Here is a 19,275-nt window from a genome sequence, read left to right as displayed (position 1 = left end):
CTACGTGCGGCAGCGGGGGAAATCGTGGAGAAATTGAGGAGAAAATGTAAATTCGTTGGCTATTTGCGGCTTTCAAGCCACATTACCGTGGCAGCGACGCGTGAGCGGACATCCAGCTTACGCAGCAGGTTGCGGATATGCACTTTTACGGTCTCTTCAGAAATGTGCAGAATAGCCGCGATCTCTTTGTTCGACAGGCCGCGCGCCACCTCCTGCAGCACGTCGCACTCGCGCCCGGTGAGCTGACGCAGGGGATCGGCACTGTGCTGGCGATTAGCCAGATAACGGGCCACGCCTTCACTGAAGACCTTTTCACCCTGCGATGCCTGCAGAATATGCCCCAGCAGGATTTCCGGCTCGCTGTCCTTAAGCAGATAGCCATCGGCACCCGCATCCACCATGGCGAAGATATCACTGCGGGCATCAGAGACCGTCAGGACCAGAATGCGTGAACTGATCCCTTCATGGCGCAACGCCTTCAGCGTATCCAGCCCGGACATACCTTTCATATTCAGGTCGAGCAGAATAATATCGGGTTCCTGACGGCGGGCCTCGGCCAGCGCTTCCGTGCCGTTGTTGGCTTCTGCGATGACCTCAAGTCGGGGATCCAGCGCCAGCAGCTGACGAACACCGCGGCGCATCAGCGGATGGTCATCCACAATCATCAATGTTAATGCGGGCTGTTGCATAGGTTCTCCATTTCATCGGCTTCAGGCGGCGGCAGAAGAGCAGAGCTGGCACCATAGGGGTCCGTACCCGCTGGCCTGCGCGCTGAGACCGATAGATTATCTGAATAAGTTAACATCACGTCGGGCGCTTTATGTCAGTGAGCGCGCCGGTTGCGGTGGAAAGCGCAGTTCGACCCGGGTACCCCGTTGCTGAGTGTGAATCGTCAGGTTGCCACTCAGGCGCTGGGCACGCTCTGTCATAATCGTCAGACCGTAATGGCCCGCGGGTTCGTCAGTGCTGTTCATTCCCACCCCGTCATCCGTAATTGTCAGTAAGTGCTCACCTTGTTCGCTGTGCTGATAATCCACCCGAATCACCTGCGCGCTGGCGTGACGGATGGCATTCAGCAGCGCCTCACGGGCAATCTGCAACACATGCACCTGCTGTTGTGCCTCAAGACTCTGCAGGCCGGTCTGATAGTTAAAGTGTATCTCTGCGCCGCTTTTTTCCTGCAACGAGGCGATCATCGCCTGCATCGCCGCCACCAGATCCGCCTGCTCAATGGTCAGGCGGAAGGTGGTCAGCAGCTCACGCAGCTGACGGTAGGCATCGGCCAGCGCCTGATCGAAGTCAGCGATAATCGCGTGGGCGGCGCTGTCATCCTTATCCACAGTGCGGCGCAGCAGGGTCAGCTGAATACGTAAAAACGAGAGCGACTGGGCCAGCGAGTCATGTAATTCCCGGGCAATGGTGGCGCGCTCTTCAATCAGCAGCATCTGCTGATATTGCTGCTGTGCCTGCCAGATCCAGATTGCCCGTCCCAGCATCGCCGCCAGGCTGCGCATCAGCTCATTGGGATACGTAACGCCAGCCGACTGCCAGCGCAGTTCGCCAATCTGTTGATCGTCCTGCTGTAACGGCAGACGCTGCCACTCACCGTCAGCCTGAGCATCCCCCGCGCAGAACTGAAACTGGTCGCTGTCCAGCCGGATCGCTGTCAGTTTTTCGCGCGTCAGCACAGTGGTTAACACTGCCTCAAACAGTGCCGGATGCAACGGGCTGGCCGTCAGCATCTGCGAGCTGTCGTAAAGCAGTGACAGCGTGCGATTCGCCTGGGTTAAGTCTTCCGTTTTCGCGCGTACCGTACTTTCCAGTAGTTGATAGTGCGAATGCAGACGCGCCGCCATGCCGCTGAAAGCATGCGACAGTACCCGCAGTTCATTCTGCTGCTCAACGTGCAGCGGCGGAAAAGCAAAGTTGCCGCTTTCGACGTAGCGACTGGCCGTGACCAGCGCATTAAGTGGCCGCACCACCTGCAGCCGGGTAAAGCGAATCGTCATCAGTGCCAGCACGACAATAGCAATGACACCTGCCAGGCTGCTGGCCGCCACCAGACGCATTTTCAGCTCGGTATAGCGCTGCAAACCCAGTACAAAGCGATCAATTTCACCGACGTAGATCGGCACCTGCTGCTGGTATGCCACGGTATCACCCTGCTGCAACTGCTGCTGCAGGGAAGGCCATGCAGCGCGCAGTCGCTGATAGCGAGCGCTGACTTCGCGTGGTACCCAGGGCCGATCCAGCTTTTGCAGCACCGGGGCATCCAGCGTTTGCTGATAGAGCGTCAGGTGATGCGCAAGATTTTGTGGCTGACGGCTGGCGTCCCATGCCATGCGATAGCTCTGCATGCGCAGGGATCCCGCCAGATTGATCGCCTCCGCATCGCGCTGACTGCTGAGCAGCGTGACTAAGGCGAGACCGGTGGTGAGCAGCGACAGCAGGACAATGGCGCTGAGCGCCTTAGCGATGCTTTGAGTAACGGAACGTTTAACAATCACATGGATGGCCCTGTTGAAAGTGCGGGAATTATAAGAGCGCAATAACGTAACGCAAATGATCCATCCCCTGTTTATCGCACAGGCGGTTACACATCGCACATAAAATGACCACAACTGACAGTTCCCAGGATGGGCTACCGATTTGTGGTTAAAAAAGGAACAGGTTTACATCGTCCCGATGTTGCTTTTCATTGCAACGCTAATAATTCATCCAGTCATCAGCTCAACCCGATTACAGATTAAGGAGCATCCAATGAAAAAGCTGAATGCTGTACTGGCGGTCGCATTATTGGCTACCGCTTCCTTTACCGCTTTTGCTGCTGCGCCGGTCGACCGGTCACAGGCTCAGAACATGCAGAGCATCGGCAGCGTGTCAGTCTCCGGCGTTCGCGGCTCACTGGACGATGCGAATCGCCAGTTGTCGCAAAAAGCGGAAGAGATGGGCGCCAGCCATTACCGCGTTATCGGCGTCGATAACCCAGGCGACTCCAGCCTGTGGAGCGGCACCGCAGAGATTTATCGCTAACCCAACCCTCCTGTTTCCATCCCTGTAGCTTTTACCGGCCTGAAAATGGCCGGTTTTTTTGTTTTTGTGCATCAGGATGGATTCTTACAAATCAGCCTGTGCATCTGCCCGGTATATTTTGCTTCGTTCTTGCAGAACGGGTAGGATTCATCGCCGTAAATTCCCGCGCTGCCTGGCACTCACTCACAGGCAAACGCATAGAGGAAAATACCCCATTTCACAGGGCATTACGCCCGAAACGGGGATGCGACGACTGATAGTCAGGACAAACAGGAATGCTATGAAATCTAAAAACAAAACCCCAGGCGAGATGCGCGCTGCGAAACGACGCTGGCTCAACTCTCATGACGCCGGCTACCAGAAGGCGATGGGTAACCGTCACGTACAGATGATTGCGATCGGCGGTGCCATCGGTACCGGTTTGTTCCTGGGCGCAGGTGGCCGTTTGCAGGCTGCTGGCCCCGCTTTAGCCATCATCTATCTGGTGTGTGGCATCTTCTCCTTCTTTATTCTGCGTGCGCTGGGCGAACTGGTATTACACCGTCCCAGCAGCGGCAGCTTCGTCTCCTATGCCCGTGAATTCCTGGGCGAGAAAGCCTCTTATGTGGCGGGCTGGATGTACTTCGTCAACTGGGCGATGACCGGCATCGTTGATATCACCGCCGTCGCGCTCTACATGCACTACTGGGGCGCGTTTGGTGATGTGCCACAGTGGGTCTTCGCCCTGGGCGCGCTGGCGATTGTCGGCACCATGAACATGATTGGCGTTAAGTGGTTTGCCGAGATGGAGTTCTGGTTCGCGCTGGTAAAAGTGCTGGCGATTGTCATCTTCCTGGTGGTGGGCGTGGTATTCCTTGGCACCGGCAAACCGCTGGATGGCAACAGCACCGGCTTCCATCTGATCACCGATAACGGTGGCCTGTTCCCGCACGGTTTACTGCCTGCACTGGTGCTGATTCAGGGCGTAGTGTTCGCCTTTGCCTCTATCGAACTGGTGGGTACGGCGGCCGGCGAATGTAAAGACCCGAAAACCATGCTGCCGAAAGCAATCAACAGCGTGATCTGGCGTATTGGCCTGTTCTATGTCGGCTCTGTGGTGCTGCTGGTGCTGCTGCTGCCATGGAACGCTTATCAGGCGGGTCAGAGTCCGTTCGTGACCTTCTTCTCGAAGCTGGGCGTGCCTTACGTTGGCAGCATCATGAATATCGTAGTGCTGAGTGCGGCGCTTTCCAGCCTGAACTCCGGCCTCTACTCGACCGGGCGTATTCTGCGCTCCATGTCGATGGGTGGCTCTGCGCCGAAATTCATGTCAAAGATGAACAGTCAGCAGGTTCCTTATGCCGGTATTCTGGTGACCGTCGCCGTCTATGTGATTGGTGTGGTGCTTAACTACTATGTGCCTTCTCAGGTGTTTGAGATCGTCCTGAACGTTGCCTCGCTGGGCATTATCTCCTCCTGGGCCTTTATCGTGGTTTGCCAGTTGCGTCTGCGCAAAGCGATCAAAGAGGGCAAGGCGGATGATGTCAGCTTCAAGCTGCCAGGCGCGCCGTTTACCTCGTGGCTGACGCTGCTGTTCCTGTTCAGTGTGCTGGTGCTGATGGCGTTTGACTACCCGAACGGGACGTACACCATCGCCTCCATTCCGCTGATTGCGGTATTACTGGTGCTGGGATGGTTTGGCGTGCGTAAGCGCGTTCACGCCATAGCTGAGACCGAACAGGATCATCACGAAGAAGAGCCTCAGCCGACCCGCCTGGCTGACGACACGTCACGCTGATAAGTTTTGCAGCAATCAGGCCAGCCTCCGGGCTGGCTTTTTTTTGCCCGCAAATCGACACGTTACGACAAGAATTAGGATAGTTTTCCCGTAAGCCCCCCTCTATGATGAAAAGCTCCCTTTATGCGGTAGTGGAGTCCTCATGTCGTTTAAGATCACTATCATCAAAGATAAGCTCCTGTCTGAAAACTGGTTTGTGCTGCGTAACTACACCTATGAGATTACCGATCGTCGTGGCGAGGTTATCCGCCATAAACGCGAAGTCTACGACCGCGGAAATGGGGCGACTATACTGCTCTACAACCGTGAAAAGAACAGCGTGGTCCTGACACGCCAGTTCCGTATTGCGACTTACGTCAACGGTAACGACGACGGCATGTTAATCGAAGCCTGTGCGGGCTTGCTGGACGACGACTCTCCGGAAGATTGCATTCGCAAAGAGGCGATTGAAGAGACCGGTTATGCGGTGGGCGAGGTGGAAAAACTCTATGCCTGCTATATGTCGCCGGGCGGCGTCACTGAATTAATCCACTTTTTTGCAGCGGTTTATAATGAATCGCTGCGCGACAATGCGGGGGGCGGCGTTGAAGATGAGTCGATCGACGTGCTGGAATTAAGCTTTCCGGATGCGCTGGCAATGGTCGCTGAGGGTCGCATTCGTGACGGCAAAACCATCATGCTGCTTCAGCATGCACAGATTGCGGGCTGGCTGACGCCATAAAACCGTGCCAGTAAGCCTGTTGCCGCGTGCCGGCATTGAGGGAGAGTGGTGAGAGTTAATCCACTTTATGTGCGCTTTTTAAGCAGTTAACTGCGCTTTTTGCACAGGTTCACAGATTGTAAACCCTGGCAGGCCCGTTGATGCGCTATTCTCTCCACTCTGGGTATTCGGGGATCGATCTTCTTAATGTCGTATTGGATGAAATCGTTTTGGCTGTTGCCGTCTCTGTGGGTTGCCTCTGTTCAGGCGGAACCGTTGCAAAAGTCATTCAACGACTGGCAAATTACCTGTAACAATGAAGCCTTTTGCGTGGCGCGGAATATTCCGGGGGACAAAGGGCTGGTGATGACGATTTCGCGGCATGCGGGCGTCAACGATCGCCCCTTGCTCCGAATAGACTATGGCAGCGCCTACAGTGGTGCGCTGCCGGGTGGCCCGCTACAGGATAACCTGCTGCTCGATCAGCGCCGGCTTAAACCCGACCTCAAACACTGGACGGTAGAGCCGCATCATCTCGCCACCAGCAATGCTATCGCCATTGATGAATTTTTTGATCTGGTGATGGAGGCCAAAAACCTGCAGCTCACTTTTGATCCCAATGCGCTGATCTCCCTGCGCGGCATGAAGGCCGCGCTGTTGCTGATGGATGACACTCAGGGACGGGTCAACAGTATGAGCGCGTGGATTAAACGTGGCGACAGGGCCAGCTGGGATGTCCCGCCACCGCCTGCACTGCCGCCGCTGCCGCCTGCGGTCAGGTCACCCGCTGCACTGACGCGCGATGAGACCAGCGGATTAATTGACTACGGCACCTGGCGGGTTAATACCGACGCCTGCTCACTCGATCCGCTGCGCCGTGAAGTCAGCGTGGCGCCACTTACCGACCAGCGCGCGCTGCTGCTGGTGAGTTGTGAAATGGGTGCATATAACGTGATCGATCTGGCGTTTGAAGTGACACGCAGTCCGCCCTATGTGGCGCGTGGGATCACCCTGACTCTGCCGTTCACCCCGCCAGGCGCCAGCGATCGTCAGCTTGAGCTGATTAACGCCGAATATGACGCGGCCAGCGGTCAGCTCTACACGTTTGGTAAGGGCCGTGGATTAGGCGACTGCGGCAGGGCGACACGCTGGCAATTTGATGGCACACATTTTGTGTTAGCGGAATATGCGGAAGAGTCGACCTGTGATGCCTGGCATAGCAGTGATGACTGGCCAACCCTGTGGGTCAGCCAGTCTGACGGTGGCGTACAGCAGCGTTAACGAATGACCTGCACCATCATCGGTGAGCCAAGCTGGTTGCCGACCAGTTCGGCCAGCATATTATTCACACCGTCGCTCATCGGCGTAAAGCGGGTCAGCGGCGAACGCGTCACCACCACAAAAACCCCCACGTTATGCTGCGGCACCATCGCCATATAGGTGATGAATCCGCCGCCGCCGCCGGTTTTCTGAATGATACCGGGACGACCACTTTTCGGTCCCATGTAGACCCAGCCCATGCCCAGCGCATCCGCTTTACCCGGCACATCCATGCCTTCGACTTTAGTGAGCTGGTCGCGGCGATAGATCAGCGTCTGCAGGCGATCGATCTGCGGCGTGCGATGGTTAACCGACGAGTTCAGGAACTGCTGCATCCAGCGGCCCATATCATCCGGTGTTGAGTAAACCCCGCCGCTGCCAATCGCGGCCAGCGTGTTATTACACGGACTGGCCCCTTTTTCGGCCACCATCAGGCGTCCGCACTGCTCAGGCGATGGCGTAAACGTGGTGTCCTTCATGCCGAGCGGACGGGTAATCAGCTGCTGAAACAACGCCGGATAGGGTGTTCCACTGGCACGTGACAGCGCATCGCCCAGCAGATCGTAGCCCAGGTTGGAATAGGCGGCACTGCTGCCTGGTGCGGCTTTGAGGTTCGCGCGCGCCAGCCATGCCCAGCGTTCGCTCTTCGTTGGCCAGACAAACACCGGACGCTGCGCTTTGCCGCCTGGCTGCTCGCGCGGCAGTCCACTAGTGTGGGTTGAGAGATTAATCAGGCGAATCGGCTGGCCATTGTAAGTGGGCACCCGTGCACCCGGGGGCGCATATTTACTCAGGGGATCGTCAAGGCGAATCTGTCCGCGCTCAGCCATTTTTACCATTACTTCACTGGTCATCAGCTTACTCAGCGAGGCGATGCGAATCAGCGAATCTTTCTGCGGACGGACATTGTTGCCGGGACGGGTTTCACCAAAGCTGGCGAACACCCGCTGATTGCCATCAATTGCCACCAGTGCCATGCCGGTTGCACCGCTGCCGTAAAAGATATGTTCCGCATAGCGATCAACAATCTGAGAGGCCAGCAGCGGATCGGGCGCGACCTGCGCCATGCTTTTTAATGGAAGCAGTGAAACCATCAGGGCCAGTAAATAGGGTGTGCGCATGTTCAACGGAAGTGGCTTCGCTATAAAATCGGAGGAAATCTGCCTTCACTCATCGGGATGCATCAGGTCCGAACCGCGTTATCCCGGCAGAACAACAGCAGGGAAAGACGGACAGCCAGCGCACAGGCAGCATTAAGTATGACGGCTCTATAGTAATGAGTTTGCGCAGGGCGGGAAGGGGGGGAATGGAGTTTTTTTTATGTATCAGGCTATATGTGGAAATGGCCCTTCCCGGTGAGCCGGGAAGGGCATAAGCATTAAACTGGCTTGAGTAATGCTTCAGCGTGGCTGACGATATTCTCAACCGTGAAGCCAAACTCCGGGAACAGCTGACTGGCCGGGGCGGATTCACCAAAGGTGGTCATACCGACAATCGCACCGTCCAGACCGACATACTTGAACCAGTAGTCCGCAATACCCGCTTCTACCGCCACACGCGCTTTCACGCCGCTCGGCAGTACGGATTCGCGGTAAGCAGCATCCTGCGCATCAAACAGGTCAGTTGAAGGCAGTGAAACCACCCGCACCTTGTGACCGCCTGACGTGAGCTTATCCGCTGCACCCAGGGTGATCTCAATCTCTGAACCGGTCGCGATAAGAATCACGTCTGGTGTACCGTCGCAATCCTTCAGCACGTAGCCGCCGCGTTTGATGTTTTCGATCTGCTCCGGGGTACGTTCCGGCTGCAGCAGATTCTGACGCGAAAGGATTAGCGCTGTCGGGCCGTGATGACGTTCGACGGCGGCTTTCCACGCTACAGCCGTTTCGACCTGATCGCACGGACGCCATACGCTCATGTTTGGCGTCAGACGCAGGCTGGCGATCTGCTCTACCGGCTGGTGCGTCGGGCCATCTTCACCCAGACCGATGGAGTCATGGGTGTAGACCAGAATCTGGCGTGCCTTCATCAGTGCAGCCATACGCGCGGCGTTACGCGCATATTCGACAAACATCAGGAAGGTTGCGGTGTAAGGCACGAAACCACCATGATGCGCGATACCGTTGCCAATTGCCGTCATACCAAATTCACGCACGCCGTAGTGAATGTAGTTACCCGCAGGATCCTCTTTGATCGATTTAGAGCCTGACCAGATGGTGAGGTTACTCGGCGCCAGGTCAGCGGAGCCGCCAAGGAATTCCGGCAGCATTTTGCCGTAGGCTTCCAGTGAGTTCTGAGATGCTTTACGGCTGGCGATTTTCTGCGGATTAGCCTGCAGATCCTGGATGAAGCGGGTCGCTTCGGTTTCCCATGTGGCAGGCATTTCGCCATTCATACGGCGCTCATACTCTTTCGCCAGCTCGGGATGGGCCTCTTTATAAGCCGCAAACTTCGCATCCCAGGCTTTTTCGCGTTCAGCACCCGCTGCTTTGGCATCCCACTGCTGGTAGATTTCAGCCGGGATTTCAAATGCCGGATAGTTCCAGCCAAGCTGTTTACGGGTCAGCGCCACTTCGGCCTCGCCCAGCGCTGCGCCGTGCGATTCCTCTTTACCGGCTTTGTTCGGTGAACCGAAACCGATAATGGTGCGGCAGATAATCAGTGAAGGCTTATCGGTGACGCTCTGCGCTTCTTTGATCGCCTCGCGGATAGCATCAGCGTCATGGCCGTCGATGTCGCCGATCACATGCCAGTTATATGACTCAAAGCGTTTATGCGTATCGTCGGTAAACCAGCCTTCGGTTTCGCCATCAATCGAGATGCCGTTGTGGTCATAGAAGCCGATCAGTTTGCCCAGACCCAGGGTGCCCGCCAGAGAACAGACTTCGTGCGAGATCCCTTCCATCAGACAGCCATCGCCCATAAACACATAGGTATGGTGGTCAACGATTTCATGGTCCGGACGGTTAAACTGTGCAGCCAGCGTGCGCTCAGCAATCGCCAGGCCTACGGCATTAGCCAGACCCTGACCCAGTGGGCCGGTGGTGGTTTCAACGCCAGGCGTATAACCGATCTCCGGGTGGCCTGGGGTCTTAGAGTGCAGCTGACGGAAATTTTTCAGCTCTTCAATCGGCAGGTCATAACCGCTCAGGTGCAGCAGGCTATAAAGCAGCATGGAGCCGTGGCCGTTGGAGAGGATAAAGCGGTCACGATCAAGCCAGGCGGGATTGGTCGGATTATGCTGGAGGAAGTCGCGCCACAACACTTCGGCGATATCGGCCATACCCATCGGCGCACCGGGGTGGCCTGAATTTGCCTTCTGAACCGCATCCATGCTCAGTGCACGAATCGCGTTTGCCAACTCTCTGCGTGAGGACATAAAGTTCTCCCTTGTTATGCATCAGGGCGGGAACGTCCCGCCCGATTAAAATAAAGACTACAGGCGTGCGGCGAGCACATCTTCCAGCTTCTGCTGGTCAACCGCGAACTGGCGGATGCCGTCAGAGAGTTTTTCGACTGCCATTGGATCCTGGTTATGTTCCCAGCGGAACTCCGCCTCGGAGAGCGGTGACGGCTGATGGAAGCCTTCGGTAGAAGGTTCCAGTTTTCGTTCCAGCGGCGCATCGCTGTTCTGCAGCTCTTCCAGCAGGTTCGGCGACAGCGTCAGGCGATCGCAGCCGGCCAGCGCGATAATCTGCTCCACTTTACGGAAGCTGGCGCCCATGATGATGGTGCTGTAACGGTGCTTTTTGTAGTAGTCATAGATACGACGCACAGATTTTACGCCTGGATCTTCATCCGCCACGTAGGGTTCCAGTGGCTTGCGTGAGTTATACCAGTCGTAGATACGGCCAACGAACGGAGAGATCAGGAACACGCCCGCTTCGGCACAGGCACGCGCCTGCGCAAAGGAGAATAGCAGCGTCAGATTACAGTGGATGCCGTTTTTCTCCAGCTCTTCCGCTGCACGGATGCCTTCCCAGGTCGAGGCCAGCTTAATCAGTACGCGTGAGCGATCGATGCCGTGCTCTTCATACATCCGAATCAGTTTTTCTGCTTTGGTGACACACATGCCACGATCGAAGGAGAGGCGCGCATCCACTTCGGTCGAAACACGGCCCGGTATGCTTTTCAGGATTTCCATACCGAGGTTGATCGCCACTTTGTCGCTTGCATTGATGATCTGCGTCTCTTTGCTGCCGCCCTGTTTTTTCGCGTACTCAATCGCGTCATCCATCAGGTGCTTATACCCTTCCAGACCGGACGCTTTCAGAATAAGTGAAGGGTTGGTGGTGGCGTCTTCCGGGTGGTAATTACGAATCGATTCGATATCACCACTGTCCGCCACCACGGTGGTGAACTGTTTTAGGGCTTCTAGCTGGTTCATCTCTAAACTCCTTGAAAAGAAAAATGAAAGCGAACAGGGTGCACCTCAGGCCTCGCAGCCGGTCTGTGGCATGTTCTGCTACCGGTAACGCGAACCCATAACATTGCAACAGAGACTTTCTGATGAAAATGCGGTTTCTCTGATTGTTGCGCTGCGAGGCGGTGAGAAGGAGCCGTCATGCGGTTTTTACCGTGGGGTGCGCCATATTCCATCCTTAAGCATAGCAGTCAGGACAAATGACGCAGGTAACACTGTAGCAATCTGTGCCCTGTGAAACGGAACGGGTCTGTCGGGAGAAAGGTAAGCGCAGCGCGGGTTGCGGGCCGCGCTGCAGCGGGAGAAGCGATCAGATCGGGAGGTTCAGCCAGTTTTTTACCGGCAGGAAATCGCGATAGAGCGCAGCTTCAGGAGAGTCGGCATCGGGCTGATAATCATATTCCCAGCGCACCAGCGGTGGCATCGACATCAGAATCGATTCCGTACGGCCGCCGGTCTGCAAACCAAACAGCGTGCCACGGTCCCACACTAGGTTGAACTCCACATAGCGACCACGGCGGTAGAGCTGGAACTGGCGCTCACGATCGCCCCACGGGTGATCTTTACGGCGCGCCACAATGGGCCGATAGGCATCCATAAAGCCGCGGCCTACTGCCTGCATAAAGCTGAAGCTCTGCTCAAAGTCGGGCGTGTTGAGATCGTCAAAAAAGAGGCCGCCAATGCCGCGCTGCTCATCACGATGCTTCAGATAGAAGTAATCATCACACCACTTTTTATAGCGCGGATAGACATCCTCGCCAAAGGGCTGACAGAGATTAGCGGCTGTCTGATGCCAGTGCAGCGCATCTTCTTCAAAGCCATAAAACGGCGTCAGGTCAAAGCCGCCGCCAAACCACCAGACCGGATCGGCCCCCGGTTTCTCTGCGATAAAAAAGCGCACGTTGGCGTGGCTGGTCGGCACATAGGGATTATTCGGGTGGATCACCAGCGACACGCCCATCGCTTCAAAGCTGCGACCGGCCAGCTCAGGCCGGTGCGCGGTCGCTGATGCCGGCATCTGATCGCCATGCACATGCGAAAAGTTGACGCCCGCCTGCTCAAACACCGCGCCGTTGCGCAGGACGCGGCTCTGACCACCGCCGCCGCCAGGGCGCTGCCAGCTATCTTCAGCAAACTGTGCGCCGCCATCTTCAGCCGCCAGCTGGTTACAAATCTCATCCTGCAATGCGAGCAGGAACGCTTTTACGCGGGAAATATCAGCCATCTTTTCGCTTATCGTTTATCAAAGTCTGACGCGATTATACGCAAAAGCGCGCCGCTTGTATGGGCGCGGCGCGTTGCACGACGCAAACCGGCCAGATGAATCAGGCATTGCGGCGGTCAAACTCATCGAAGTAGTTGACGATGCCGCTGGCAATAGCCGAAGCAATTTTCTGGCGAAATGCGATGGTGCCGAGCAACTGCTCTTCACGTGGATTGGTAATAAAAGAGGTTTCGACCAGCACTGAGGGAATCGACGGTGACTTGAGCACCGCGAAGGCCGCCTGCTCGGTGTGCTGGCTGTGCAGATGGTGCACCGGGCGGATCTGATCCAGCACGTGCTTGCCCAGTGTCAGGCTGTTCTTGATGGTGTCGGTCTGTACCAGGTCGAACAGAATCTGCTGCAGATAGTGATCCTGCTGCTGAGCTTTTACGCCGCCCAGTTTGTCCGCATCGTTCTCCCGCTGTGAGAGATAACGTGCCATCGAGCTGCTGGCACCACGGTTAGAGAGCGCAAATACCGAGGCGCCACTGGCATCGGGGCTGGTAAAACCGTCGGCATGAATCGACATAAAAAGATCGGCACCGTGCTGGTGGGCGATTTCCACCCGCTGATAAAGCGGAATAAAGTGATCACTGTCGCGCGTCAGTCGCACTTCAATGCGCGGATGGCTCTGCAGCTGGCGCTGCACGTTACCGGCAATCTCCAGCACGATGTGTTTCTCTTCAGAACCCTCTTCGCCAACGGCACCCGAGTCGATGCCACCGTGGCCGGGATCGATCATTACAATACGTTTACCGTTTTTCGCGGGCGGGGCAGGGCGTGCATGACGATTTGCCCCGGTAAGGCCCGACTGCTCTTTAGCCTGAATCGCACGCGGCGATAAAATGGCCAGAGCCAGCCCGGAAAGAAGTAACTGACGACGATGAATCAAACGTTTAAGCAGCTGCATGTACGGGTCCGGTAACAGGAATCTTGCCGGTGTTATAGCCTAAGGCTCTGTTGCCTGCGATCACAGAACCATTTCAGGGCATTACTTTGTATTGCAGGTCGCGAACAGAAAATTCGCGCTTTTTTATTTTCCGCCGGTCATCGAGGGTTGCGTGCAGCAGAGAATGCGTGATAATCAGCAAATTGTGCTTATCTGCAGGTAAATAAGATGGAAATCCGCGCCTTCCGCCAGGAAGATTTTGAAGAAGTGATCACCTTATGGGAACGTTGCGATTTGTTACGGCCATGGAACGATCCGGAGCTGGATATCGAACGCAAAATGAATCACGACCCCGATCTCTTTCTGGTCGCTGAAGTGGGCGGCGTGGTCGTTGGCACACTGATGGGCGGTTACGATGGTCATCGCGGCGCGGCTTACTATCTGGCCGTGCATCCCGACTATCAGGGACGCGGCTTTGCGAATGCGCTGATGAACCGTCTGGAGAAGAAGCTTATCGCACGCGGCTGTCCGAAACTGCATCTGATGATCCGTGAAGAGAATGATCAGGTGGTGGCGTTCTATGAGAAGCTCGATTATGAGCCGGTCGATGCGCTGCTGTTTGGTAAACGTCTGATCGAAGACCGTGAATACTAAGCCGTCACCGGGCTATCTGCCGGACGAGTATGACGCCAGAGGGCAGCTGCGGCTGCCGTTTCTTTTTTGGCTGATCCTGTTACTCCAGGCGCGGACCTGGCTGCTGCTGGTGATGGCCGGGGCGTCACGGCAGCAGGGCAACGACCTGCTGGCACTCTTCTATCCGGATCGTCAGACGTTCTGGATCGGTCTTGCGCTGGGTTTACCGGCACTGGCGGGCCTGCTGCTGACCGGATATCGCACCCGCCTGCCGCGACTCTGGCAGCACTGGCGCAGCGTGCTGGCGCTGTCGCTGCTGGTGAATCTGCTCTGGCAGGGCTGGCAGTTTGTGCAGGGCGATCTGCTCACCTCACCGCTGCCATTGCTGCTGACGTTGTTTGACCTGCTGGCGCTGATCTGGCTGCAATCCAGCCGCCGCTGTCGCGACTGCTTTCTGCCCGAACATCATCTTCACTAAACTTTTTGTCGCTTTGCGACTCCAATCAGTTCCGCCTTTCCGGCATCGCATTTACAGGAGTTCTCATGAAAGCTGTTCGTTCCACGCTACTGATCGCCGCCGTTGTACTGAGCGGCTGTGCCAGTTCGGGTTCCGGCGCTGACAGCAGCCAGCAGGCAAGCTGGTGGAATCCGCTGACTTATCACTGGTCTTCGGCGCTGCCGTGGAACTGGTTCGGTTCCTCGCTGACCGCGACTGAACAGGGGGTGGGCGGGGTAACTGCCTCGACCGCCATGAAAGAGGACGCGATTAATGCCGGACTGAACGGTGACTATAGCCTGCGTCAGGGCATGCGCAGTCAGAACGGTCAGGTGGTCTCTTTCTGGCAGGCGCTGGATGATGGCAACGTTAAGCTGGTGATTTACGGGCAGTCGCAGGTCGAACGTATTGAGGTGATGGACAGTGCGATTGCCAGCAGTGACGGCAGTAAAGTGGGAGACGCCTTCAGTAATAAGTTCAGCAAAGCCTTCGACAACTGCACCTTAGCCAGCGGCACCGATGCGCGTGACGTGGCGTGCCGTGCGCCAGGCAGTCAGCATCTGACCTATATCTATCAGGGTGACTGGCACGGTCCGGAGGGCTTAATGCCCTCTGACGATACGCTGAAAAGCTGGAAAATCAGCAAGATTGTCTGGCAGCGTTAATCCTTTTCTTCAGCGTGCTGCCCCTCAGGCAGCCGCTGACGCCTCTTAAAACTCCTGCCCGCACGGGCTGCCCGCGGTTCCGCTCCTCTATCGGCTTTTGCTGATTTCTGCATAAACTCTGCCGTCGTCTTATGCTTTTTTCGACTTTGAAATCATCAAACGATATATAAAACCGTTACTGGTTTTCACTGAGTTATAAATAAACTGATGCCTCAGCGGGTGAGATCCGCATCAAACTTTTTCAGGGTGCCAAATGACATTACAAGCGATGAGAAAAATCGTGAGCGGTATCGCGTTGTCGCTGAGCCTGGCCGGCGCAGCCAATGCCACTGAACTTCTTAATAGCTCATACGATGTGTCGCGGGAGCTGTTTGTTGCCCTGAATGCTCCGTTTGTTAAACAGTGGGATGCCAGTCACCCCGCGGATCCACTGACCATTAAGATGTCGCACGCCGGTTCATCGAAGCAGGCGCTGGCTATCCTGCAGGGCCTGCGCGCAGATGTGGTCACGTACAACCAGGTAACAGATGTGCAGGTGCTGCACGATAAAGGCAATCTCATTGCGGCAGACTGGAAAGGCCGCCTGCCGAACAACAGCTCGCCTTTCTATTCCACCATGGCGTTTCTGGTGCGCAAAGGGAACCCAAAGCAGATTCACGACTGGTCAGATTTGACCCGCAGCGATGTGAAGCTGATTTTCCCGAACCCGAAAACCTCGGGTAATGGCCGCTATACCTACCTGGCCGCCTGGGGCGCAACAGACAAAGCGGACGGCGGCGATCAGGCTAAAACCCGTGCCTTTATGACGCAGTTCCTGAAAAACGTGGAAGTATTTGATACCGGCGGTCGCGGCGCGACCACCACCTTTGCTGAGCGCGGCCTGGGCGACGTACTGATTAGCTTTGAGTCCGAAGTGAATAACATCCGCAACCAGTATGGTAAAGATGAATACGAAGTGGTGGTGCCGAAAACCAACATTCTGGCGGAGTTTCCGGTGGCATGGGTGGATAAGAACGTCGCGACAAATAAAACCGCTGATGCGGCCAGCGCCTACCTGAACTATCTCTACACGCCAGAAGCGCAGAATATTATTACTCACTACTATTATCGTGTGAACAACCCACAGCTGATGGCGGAGCAGAAAGATCGCTTCCCGCAGACCAGCCTGTTCCGGGTCGAAGATGCCTTTGGCGACTGGGATAAGGTGATGCAGACGCATTTCGTCAGCGGCGGTGAGCTGGATAAATTGTTATCGGCGGGGCGTGGATAATGTTTGCTGCCAGCCAGAAACGCGTGTTGCCCGGCTTTGGTCTCAGCCTCGGCACCAGCCTGCTCTTTACCTGTCTGATCCTGCTGCTGCCGATCAGCGCGGTGATTATGCAGCTGTCGCAGATGACGCTGCAACAGTACTGGGATGTCGTGACCAACCCTCAGCTGGTGGCCGCCTATAAAGTGACGCTGCTTTCTGCCGGTGTCGCCTCCCTGTTTAACGCGGTGTTCGGCATGCTGATGGCATGGATCCTGACCCGCTATCGTTTTCCAGGCCGGACACTGCTGGATGGCCTGATGGATCTGCCGTTTGCATTGCCTACGGCGGTGGCGGGCCTGACCCTGGCCGGACTCTTTTCGGTTAACGGCTGGTACGGACAGTGGTTCGCTCAGTTCGACATCAAAATTTCTTACACCTGGATTGGTATCGCCATTGCCATGGCCTTTACCAGCATTCCGTTTGTGGTGCGTACCGTGCAGCCGGTGCTGGAAGAGTTAGGTCCGGAGTATGAAGAAGCCGCCGAAACGCTGGGTGCCACGCCGTGGCAGAGCTTCCGCCGCGTCGTGCTGCCGGAAGTGGCACCGGCGCTGCTGGCCGGTACGGCGCTCTCCTTTACCCGCAGCCTGGGTGAGTTTGGTGCGGTGATCTTTATTGCCGGTAACATCGCCTGGAAAACGGAAGTCACCTCGCTGATGATTTTTGTCCGGCTGCAGGAGTTCGACTATCCGGCAGCCAGCGCTATCGCCTCGGTGATCCTGGCGGCATCGCTGATTCTGCTATTCGCGATTAATACATTGCAGAGCCGCTTTGGCCGTCGTCTGGGAGGTCACTAATGGCTGAGGTTTCACAAATTAATCATGCTGCGCGTCAGCCTGTAAACTGGGGCAAGTGGCTGCTGATTAGTATCGGCACGCTGATCTCGATTCTGCTGCTGGTGGTGCCGATGGCCTCCATCTTCTGGGAAGCGCTGAATCAGGGGCTCATTGTCGCTCTCAGCAATCTGGCGGATCCGGACATGCTGCACGCCATCTGGCTGACCGTGATGGTGGCGCTGATCACCGTACCGGTTAACCTTGTGTTCGGCACGCTGCTCGCCTGGCTGGTGACGCGCTTTACCTTTCCGGGCCGGCAGTTGCTGCTGACCCTGTTTGATATTCCTTTTGCCGTGTCGCCCGTCGTAGCCGGTCTGATGTATCTGCTGTTCTGGGGCGTGAATGGCCCGGCAGGCGGCTGGCTGGATGCGCATAACATCCAGATTATGTTTGCCTGGCCTGGTATGGTGCTGGCGACGGTGTTTGTGACCTGTCCGTTTGTGGTGCGCGAACTGGTCCCGGTGATGCTGAGTCAGGGCAGTCATGAAGATGAAGCGGCGGTGCTGTTAGGCGCGTCAGGCTGGCAGATGTTCCGTCGTGTGACGCTGCCGAACATTCGCTGGGCGCTGCTGTATGGCATCGTCCTGACCAACGCCCGTGCGATTGGTGAATTTGGTGCGGTTTCGGTGGTATCGGGATCGATTCGCGGTGAAACCTACACATTACCGCTTCAGGTTGAATTGTTGCATCAGGACTACAACACCGTTGGCGCGTTCACCGCGGCCGCCCTGTTAACCCTGATGGCAATTGTGACGCTGTTTCTGAAAAGCATTGTGCAGTGGCGTTTAGAGCAACAGCACAAACGCCTGCAACAGGAGGGAAATCATGAGCATTGAGATTAACAAGATCAACAAGTCCTTTGGTCGCACCTCGGTGCTGAACGATATCTCTCTGGATATTGCCTCAGGTGAAATGGTGGCGCTGCTTGGCCCATCAGGCTCGGGTAAAACCACGCTGCTGCGCATTATTGCCGGGCTGGAGCATCAGAACAGCGGTCAGATCCGTTTTCATGGCAACGACGTCAGCCGCCTGCATGCGCGCGATCGTCAGGTTGGTTTCGTCTTCCAGCACTATGCGCTGTTCCGTCACATGACGGTGTTCGACAACATCGCCTTTGGCCTGACCGTGCTGCCGCGTCGCGAACGTCCTTCAGCGGCGGAGATCAAGCAGCGTGTAACCCGTCTGCTGGAGATGGTGCAGCTGGCCCATCTGGCAAACCGCTTTCCTGCACAGCTGTCGGGCGGTCAGAAGCAGCGTGTGGCGCTGGCGCGTGCATTAGCGGTTGAACCGCAGATTCTGCTGCTGGATGAACCTTTTGGCGCGCTGGATGCTCAGGTGCGTAAAGAGCTGCGCCGCTGGCTGCGTCAACTGCATGAAGAGATTAAATTCACCAGCGTGTTCGTGACCCACGATCAGGAAGAGGCGATGGAGGTCGCGGATCGCGTCGTGGTGATGAGTCAGGGAAATATTGAACAGGTTGGCACGCCAGATGATGTATGGCGCGATCCGGCGACCCGCTTTGTGCTGGAGTTCCTGGGTGAAGTGAATCGCTTTGATGGCGAAATTCAGGGATCGCAGTTCCACGTCGGCGCGCATCACTGGCCGCTGGGTTATACCTCAGCTCATCAGGGCGCGGTTGAGCTATTCCTGCGTCCGTGGGAAATCGATGTATCACGTCGCAGCAGCCTGGAAACGCCGCTGCCGGTGCAGGTGCTTGAAGTCAGCCCGCGTGGTCACTTCTGGCAGCTGGTGGTTCAGCCTGTCGGCTGGCAGAGCGAGCCGGTTTCAGTGGTGTTTGAAGGTGAGCAGACAGCCCCGATTCGCGGCGAGCGCCTGTTCGTCGGGTTGCAGCAGGCGCGCCTCTATAAAGGCGATACGCCGCTGCGTGCAGTTGCCTTCGCACAGAGCGCCTGATATTTTCTCATCAACAGCG

The 19,275-nt window shown here is 56.4% G+C and carries 18 protein-coding genes; 11 read left to right on the top strand and 7 right to left on the bottom strand.

The annotated features are described in order from the left end of the window. Positions 1-59 precede the first annotated feature (59 nt). The gene (locus NIM72_RS07085; protein WP_161736419.1) at positions 60-689 is read right to left on the bottom strand and encodes a response regulator; all 630 of its coding nucleotides are present in this window, start codon (positions 687-689) and stop codon (positions 60-62) included. A 129-nt stretch (positions 690-818) separates the two neighbouring features. After that, the gene (narQ, locus tag NIM72_RS07080) at positions 819-2,507 is read right to left on the bottom strand and encodes a nitrate/nitrite two-component system sensor histidine kinase NarQ (protein ID WP_161736420.1); all 1,689 of its coding nucleotides are present in this window, start codon (positions 2,505-2,507) and stop codon (positions 819-821) included. 253 nt (positions 2,508-2,760) lie between these two features. Between narQ and NIM72_RS07075 the strand changes: the two genes are divergently transcribed. From NIM72_RS07075 to NIM72_RS07060, 4 genes are all read left to right on the top strand, one after another. After that, positions 2,761-3,033 (top strand): YdgH/BhsA/McbA-like domain containing protein, encoded by a 273-nt coding sequence (locus tag NIM72_RS07075; RefSeq protein WP_253419597.1) that lies wholly within the window; start codon positions 2,761-2,763, stop codon positions 3,031-3,033. A gap of 280 nt (positions 3,034-3,313) precedes the next feature. Next, positions 3,314-4,810: an L-asparagine permease gene (gene ansP / locus NIM72_RS07070; RefSeq protein ID WP_161736422.1), complete on the top strand. Its 1,497-nt coding sequence runs from the start codon at positions 3,314-3,316 to the stop codon at positions 4,808-4,810. A 142-nt stretch (positions 4,811-4,952) separates the two neighbouring features. After that, entirely contained in the window at positions 4,953-5,531 is a 579-nt protein-coding gene (gene nudK / locus NIM72_RS07065; RefSeq protein ID WP_161736423.1) for a GDP-mannose pyrophosphatase NudK, read from the top strand. Positions 5,532-5,717: 186 nt separating this feature from the next. Next, positions 5,718-6,791, top strand: coding sequence for a DUF1176 domain-containing protein (locus NIM72_RS07060; protein WP_161736424.1), 1,074 nt, complete (start codon positions 5,718-5,720; stop codon positions 6,789-6,791). Here the strand turns inward: NIM72_RS07060 and ampH are convergent. From ampH to amiA, 5 genes are all read right to left on the bottom strand, one after another. Continuing rightward, entirely contained in the window at positions 6,788-7,951 is a 1,164-nt protein-coding gene (gene ampH, locus NIM72_RS07055; RefSeq protein WP_202605073.1) for a D-alanyl-D-alanine-carboxypeptidase/endopeptidase AmpH, read from the bottom strand. The genes NIM72_RS07060 and ampH overlap by 4 nt on opposite strands. Positions 7,952-8,208: 257 nt before the next feature. Further along, complete coding sequence (gene tkt, locus NIM72_RS07050; RefSeq protein ID WP_253419594.1) at positions 8,209-10,209, bottom strand: transketolase; 2,001 nt, start codon at positions 10,207-10,209, stop codon at positions 8,209-8,211. Between the two features lie 57 nt (positions 10,210-10,266). Then, complete coding sequence (gene tal, locus NIM72_RS07045) at positions 10,267-11,217, bottom strand: transaldolase (RefSeq protein ID WP_013358671.1); 951 nt, start codon at positions 11,215-11,217, stop codon at positions 10,267-10,269. A 346-nt stretch (positions 11,218-11,563) separates the two neighbouring features. Then, positions 11,564-12,478 carry an oxygen-dependent coproporphyrinogen oxidase gene (hemF, locus tag NIM72_RS07040; protein ID WP_161735143.1) on the bottom strand — a complete coding sequence of 305 codons (915 nt, stop codon included), beginning with the start codon at positions 12,476-12,478 and terminating at the stop codon, positions 11,564-11,566. A gap of 100 nt (positions 12,479-12,578) precedes the next feature. After that, positions 12,579-13,427, bottom strand: coding sequence for an N-acetylmuramoyl-L-alanine amidase AmiA (gene amiA / locus NIM72_RS07035; RefSeq protein WP_161735140.1), 849 nt, complete (start codon positions 13,425-13,427; stop codon positions 12,579-12,581). 207 nt (positions 13,428-13,634) lie between these two features. On the opposite strand from amiA, the gene NIM72_RS07030 reads away from it, so the two are divergent. The 7 genes from NIM72_RS07030 (at position 13,635) to cysA (ending at position 19,256) form a co-directional block, all read left to right on the top strand. After that, the gene (locus NIM72_RS07030) at positions 13,635-14,060 is read left to right on the top strand and encodes a GNAT family acetyltransferase (protein WP_003848834.1); all 426 of its coding nucleotides are present in this window, start codon (positions 13,635-13,637) and stop codon (positions 14,058-14,060) included. Beyond that, the gene (locus NIM72_RS07025) at positions 14,050-14,517 is read left to right on the top strand and encodes a DUF2919 family protein (protein WP_161735137.1); all 468 of its coding nucleotides are present in this window, start codon (positions 14,050-14,052) and stop codon (positions 14,515-14,517) included. The genes NIM72_RS07030 and NIM72_RS07025 overlap by 11 nt, the downstream gene beginning before the upstream one ends. A 65-nt stretch (positions 14,518-14,582) precedes the next feature. After that, positions 14,583-15,200: an RpoE-regulated lipoprotein gene (locus NIM72_RS07020; protein WP_222925152.1), complete on the top strand. Its 618-nt coding sequence runs from the start codon at positions 14,583-14,585 to the stop codon at positions 15,198-15,200. Between the two features lie 253 nt (positions 15,201-15,453). After that, entirely contained in the window at positions 15,454-16,470 is a 1,017-nt protein-coding gene (locus tag NIM72_RS07015) for a sulfate ABC transporter substrate-binding protein (protein ID WP_253419591.1), read from the top strand. Continuing rightward, on the top strand, positions 16,470-17,303 hold the full coding sequence (gene cysT / locus NIM72_RS07010) for a sulfate/thiosulfate ABC transporter permease CysT (protein WP_161735129.1): 834 nt from the start codon (positions 16,470-16,472) through the stop codon (positions 17,301-17,303). The genes NIM72_RS07015 and cysT overlap by 1 nt, the downstream gene beginning before the upstream one ends. Continuing rightward, positions 17,303-18,178 (top strand): sulfate/thiosulfate ABC transporter permease CysW, encoded by an 876-nt coding sequence (gene cysW, locus NIM72_RS07005; RefSeq protein WP_161735126.1) that lies wholly within the window; start codon positions 17,303-17,305, stop codon positions 18,176-18,178. Before cysT ends, cysW begins: the two co-directional genes overlap by 1 nt. Beyond that, on the top strand, positions 18,168-19,256 hold the full coding sequence (gene cysA / locus NIM72_RS07000; protein ID WP_161735123.1) for a sulfate/thiosulfate ABC transporter ATP-binding protein CysA: 1,089 nt from the start codon (positions 18,168-18,170) through the stop codon (positions 19,254-19,256). Before cysW ends, cysA begins: the two co-directional genes overlap by 11 nt. Positions 19,257-19,275 lie beyond the last annotated feature (19 nt).

The organism is Pantoea sp. B550 (assembly GCF_024158165.1).
Classification (GTDB): domain Bacteria; phylum Pseudomonadota; class Gammaproteobacteria; order Enterobacterales; family Enterobacteriaceae; genus Pantoea; species Pantoea alfalfae.
Note: the sequence above shows the minus strand (reverse complement) of the source record. Positions and strands in the feature narration are given on the sequence as shown.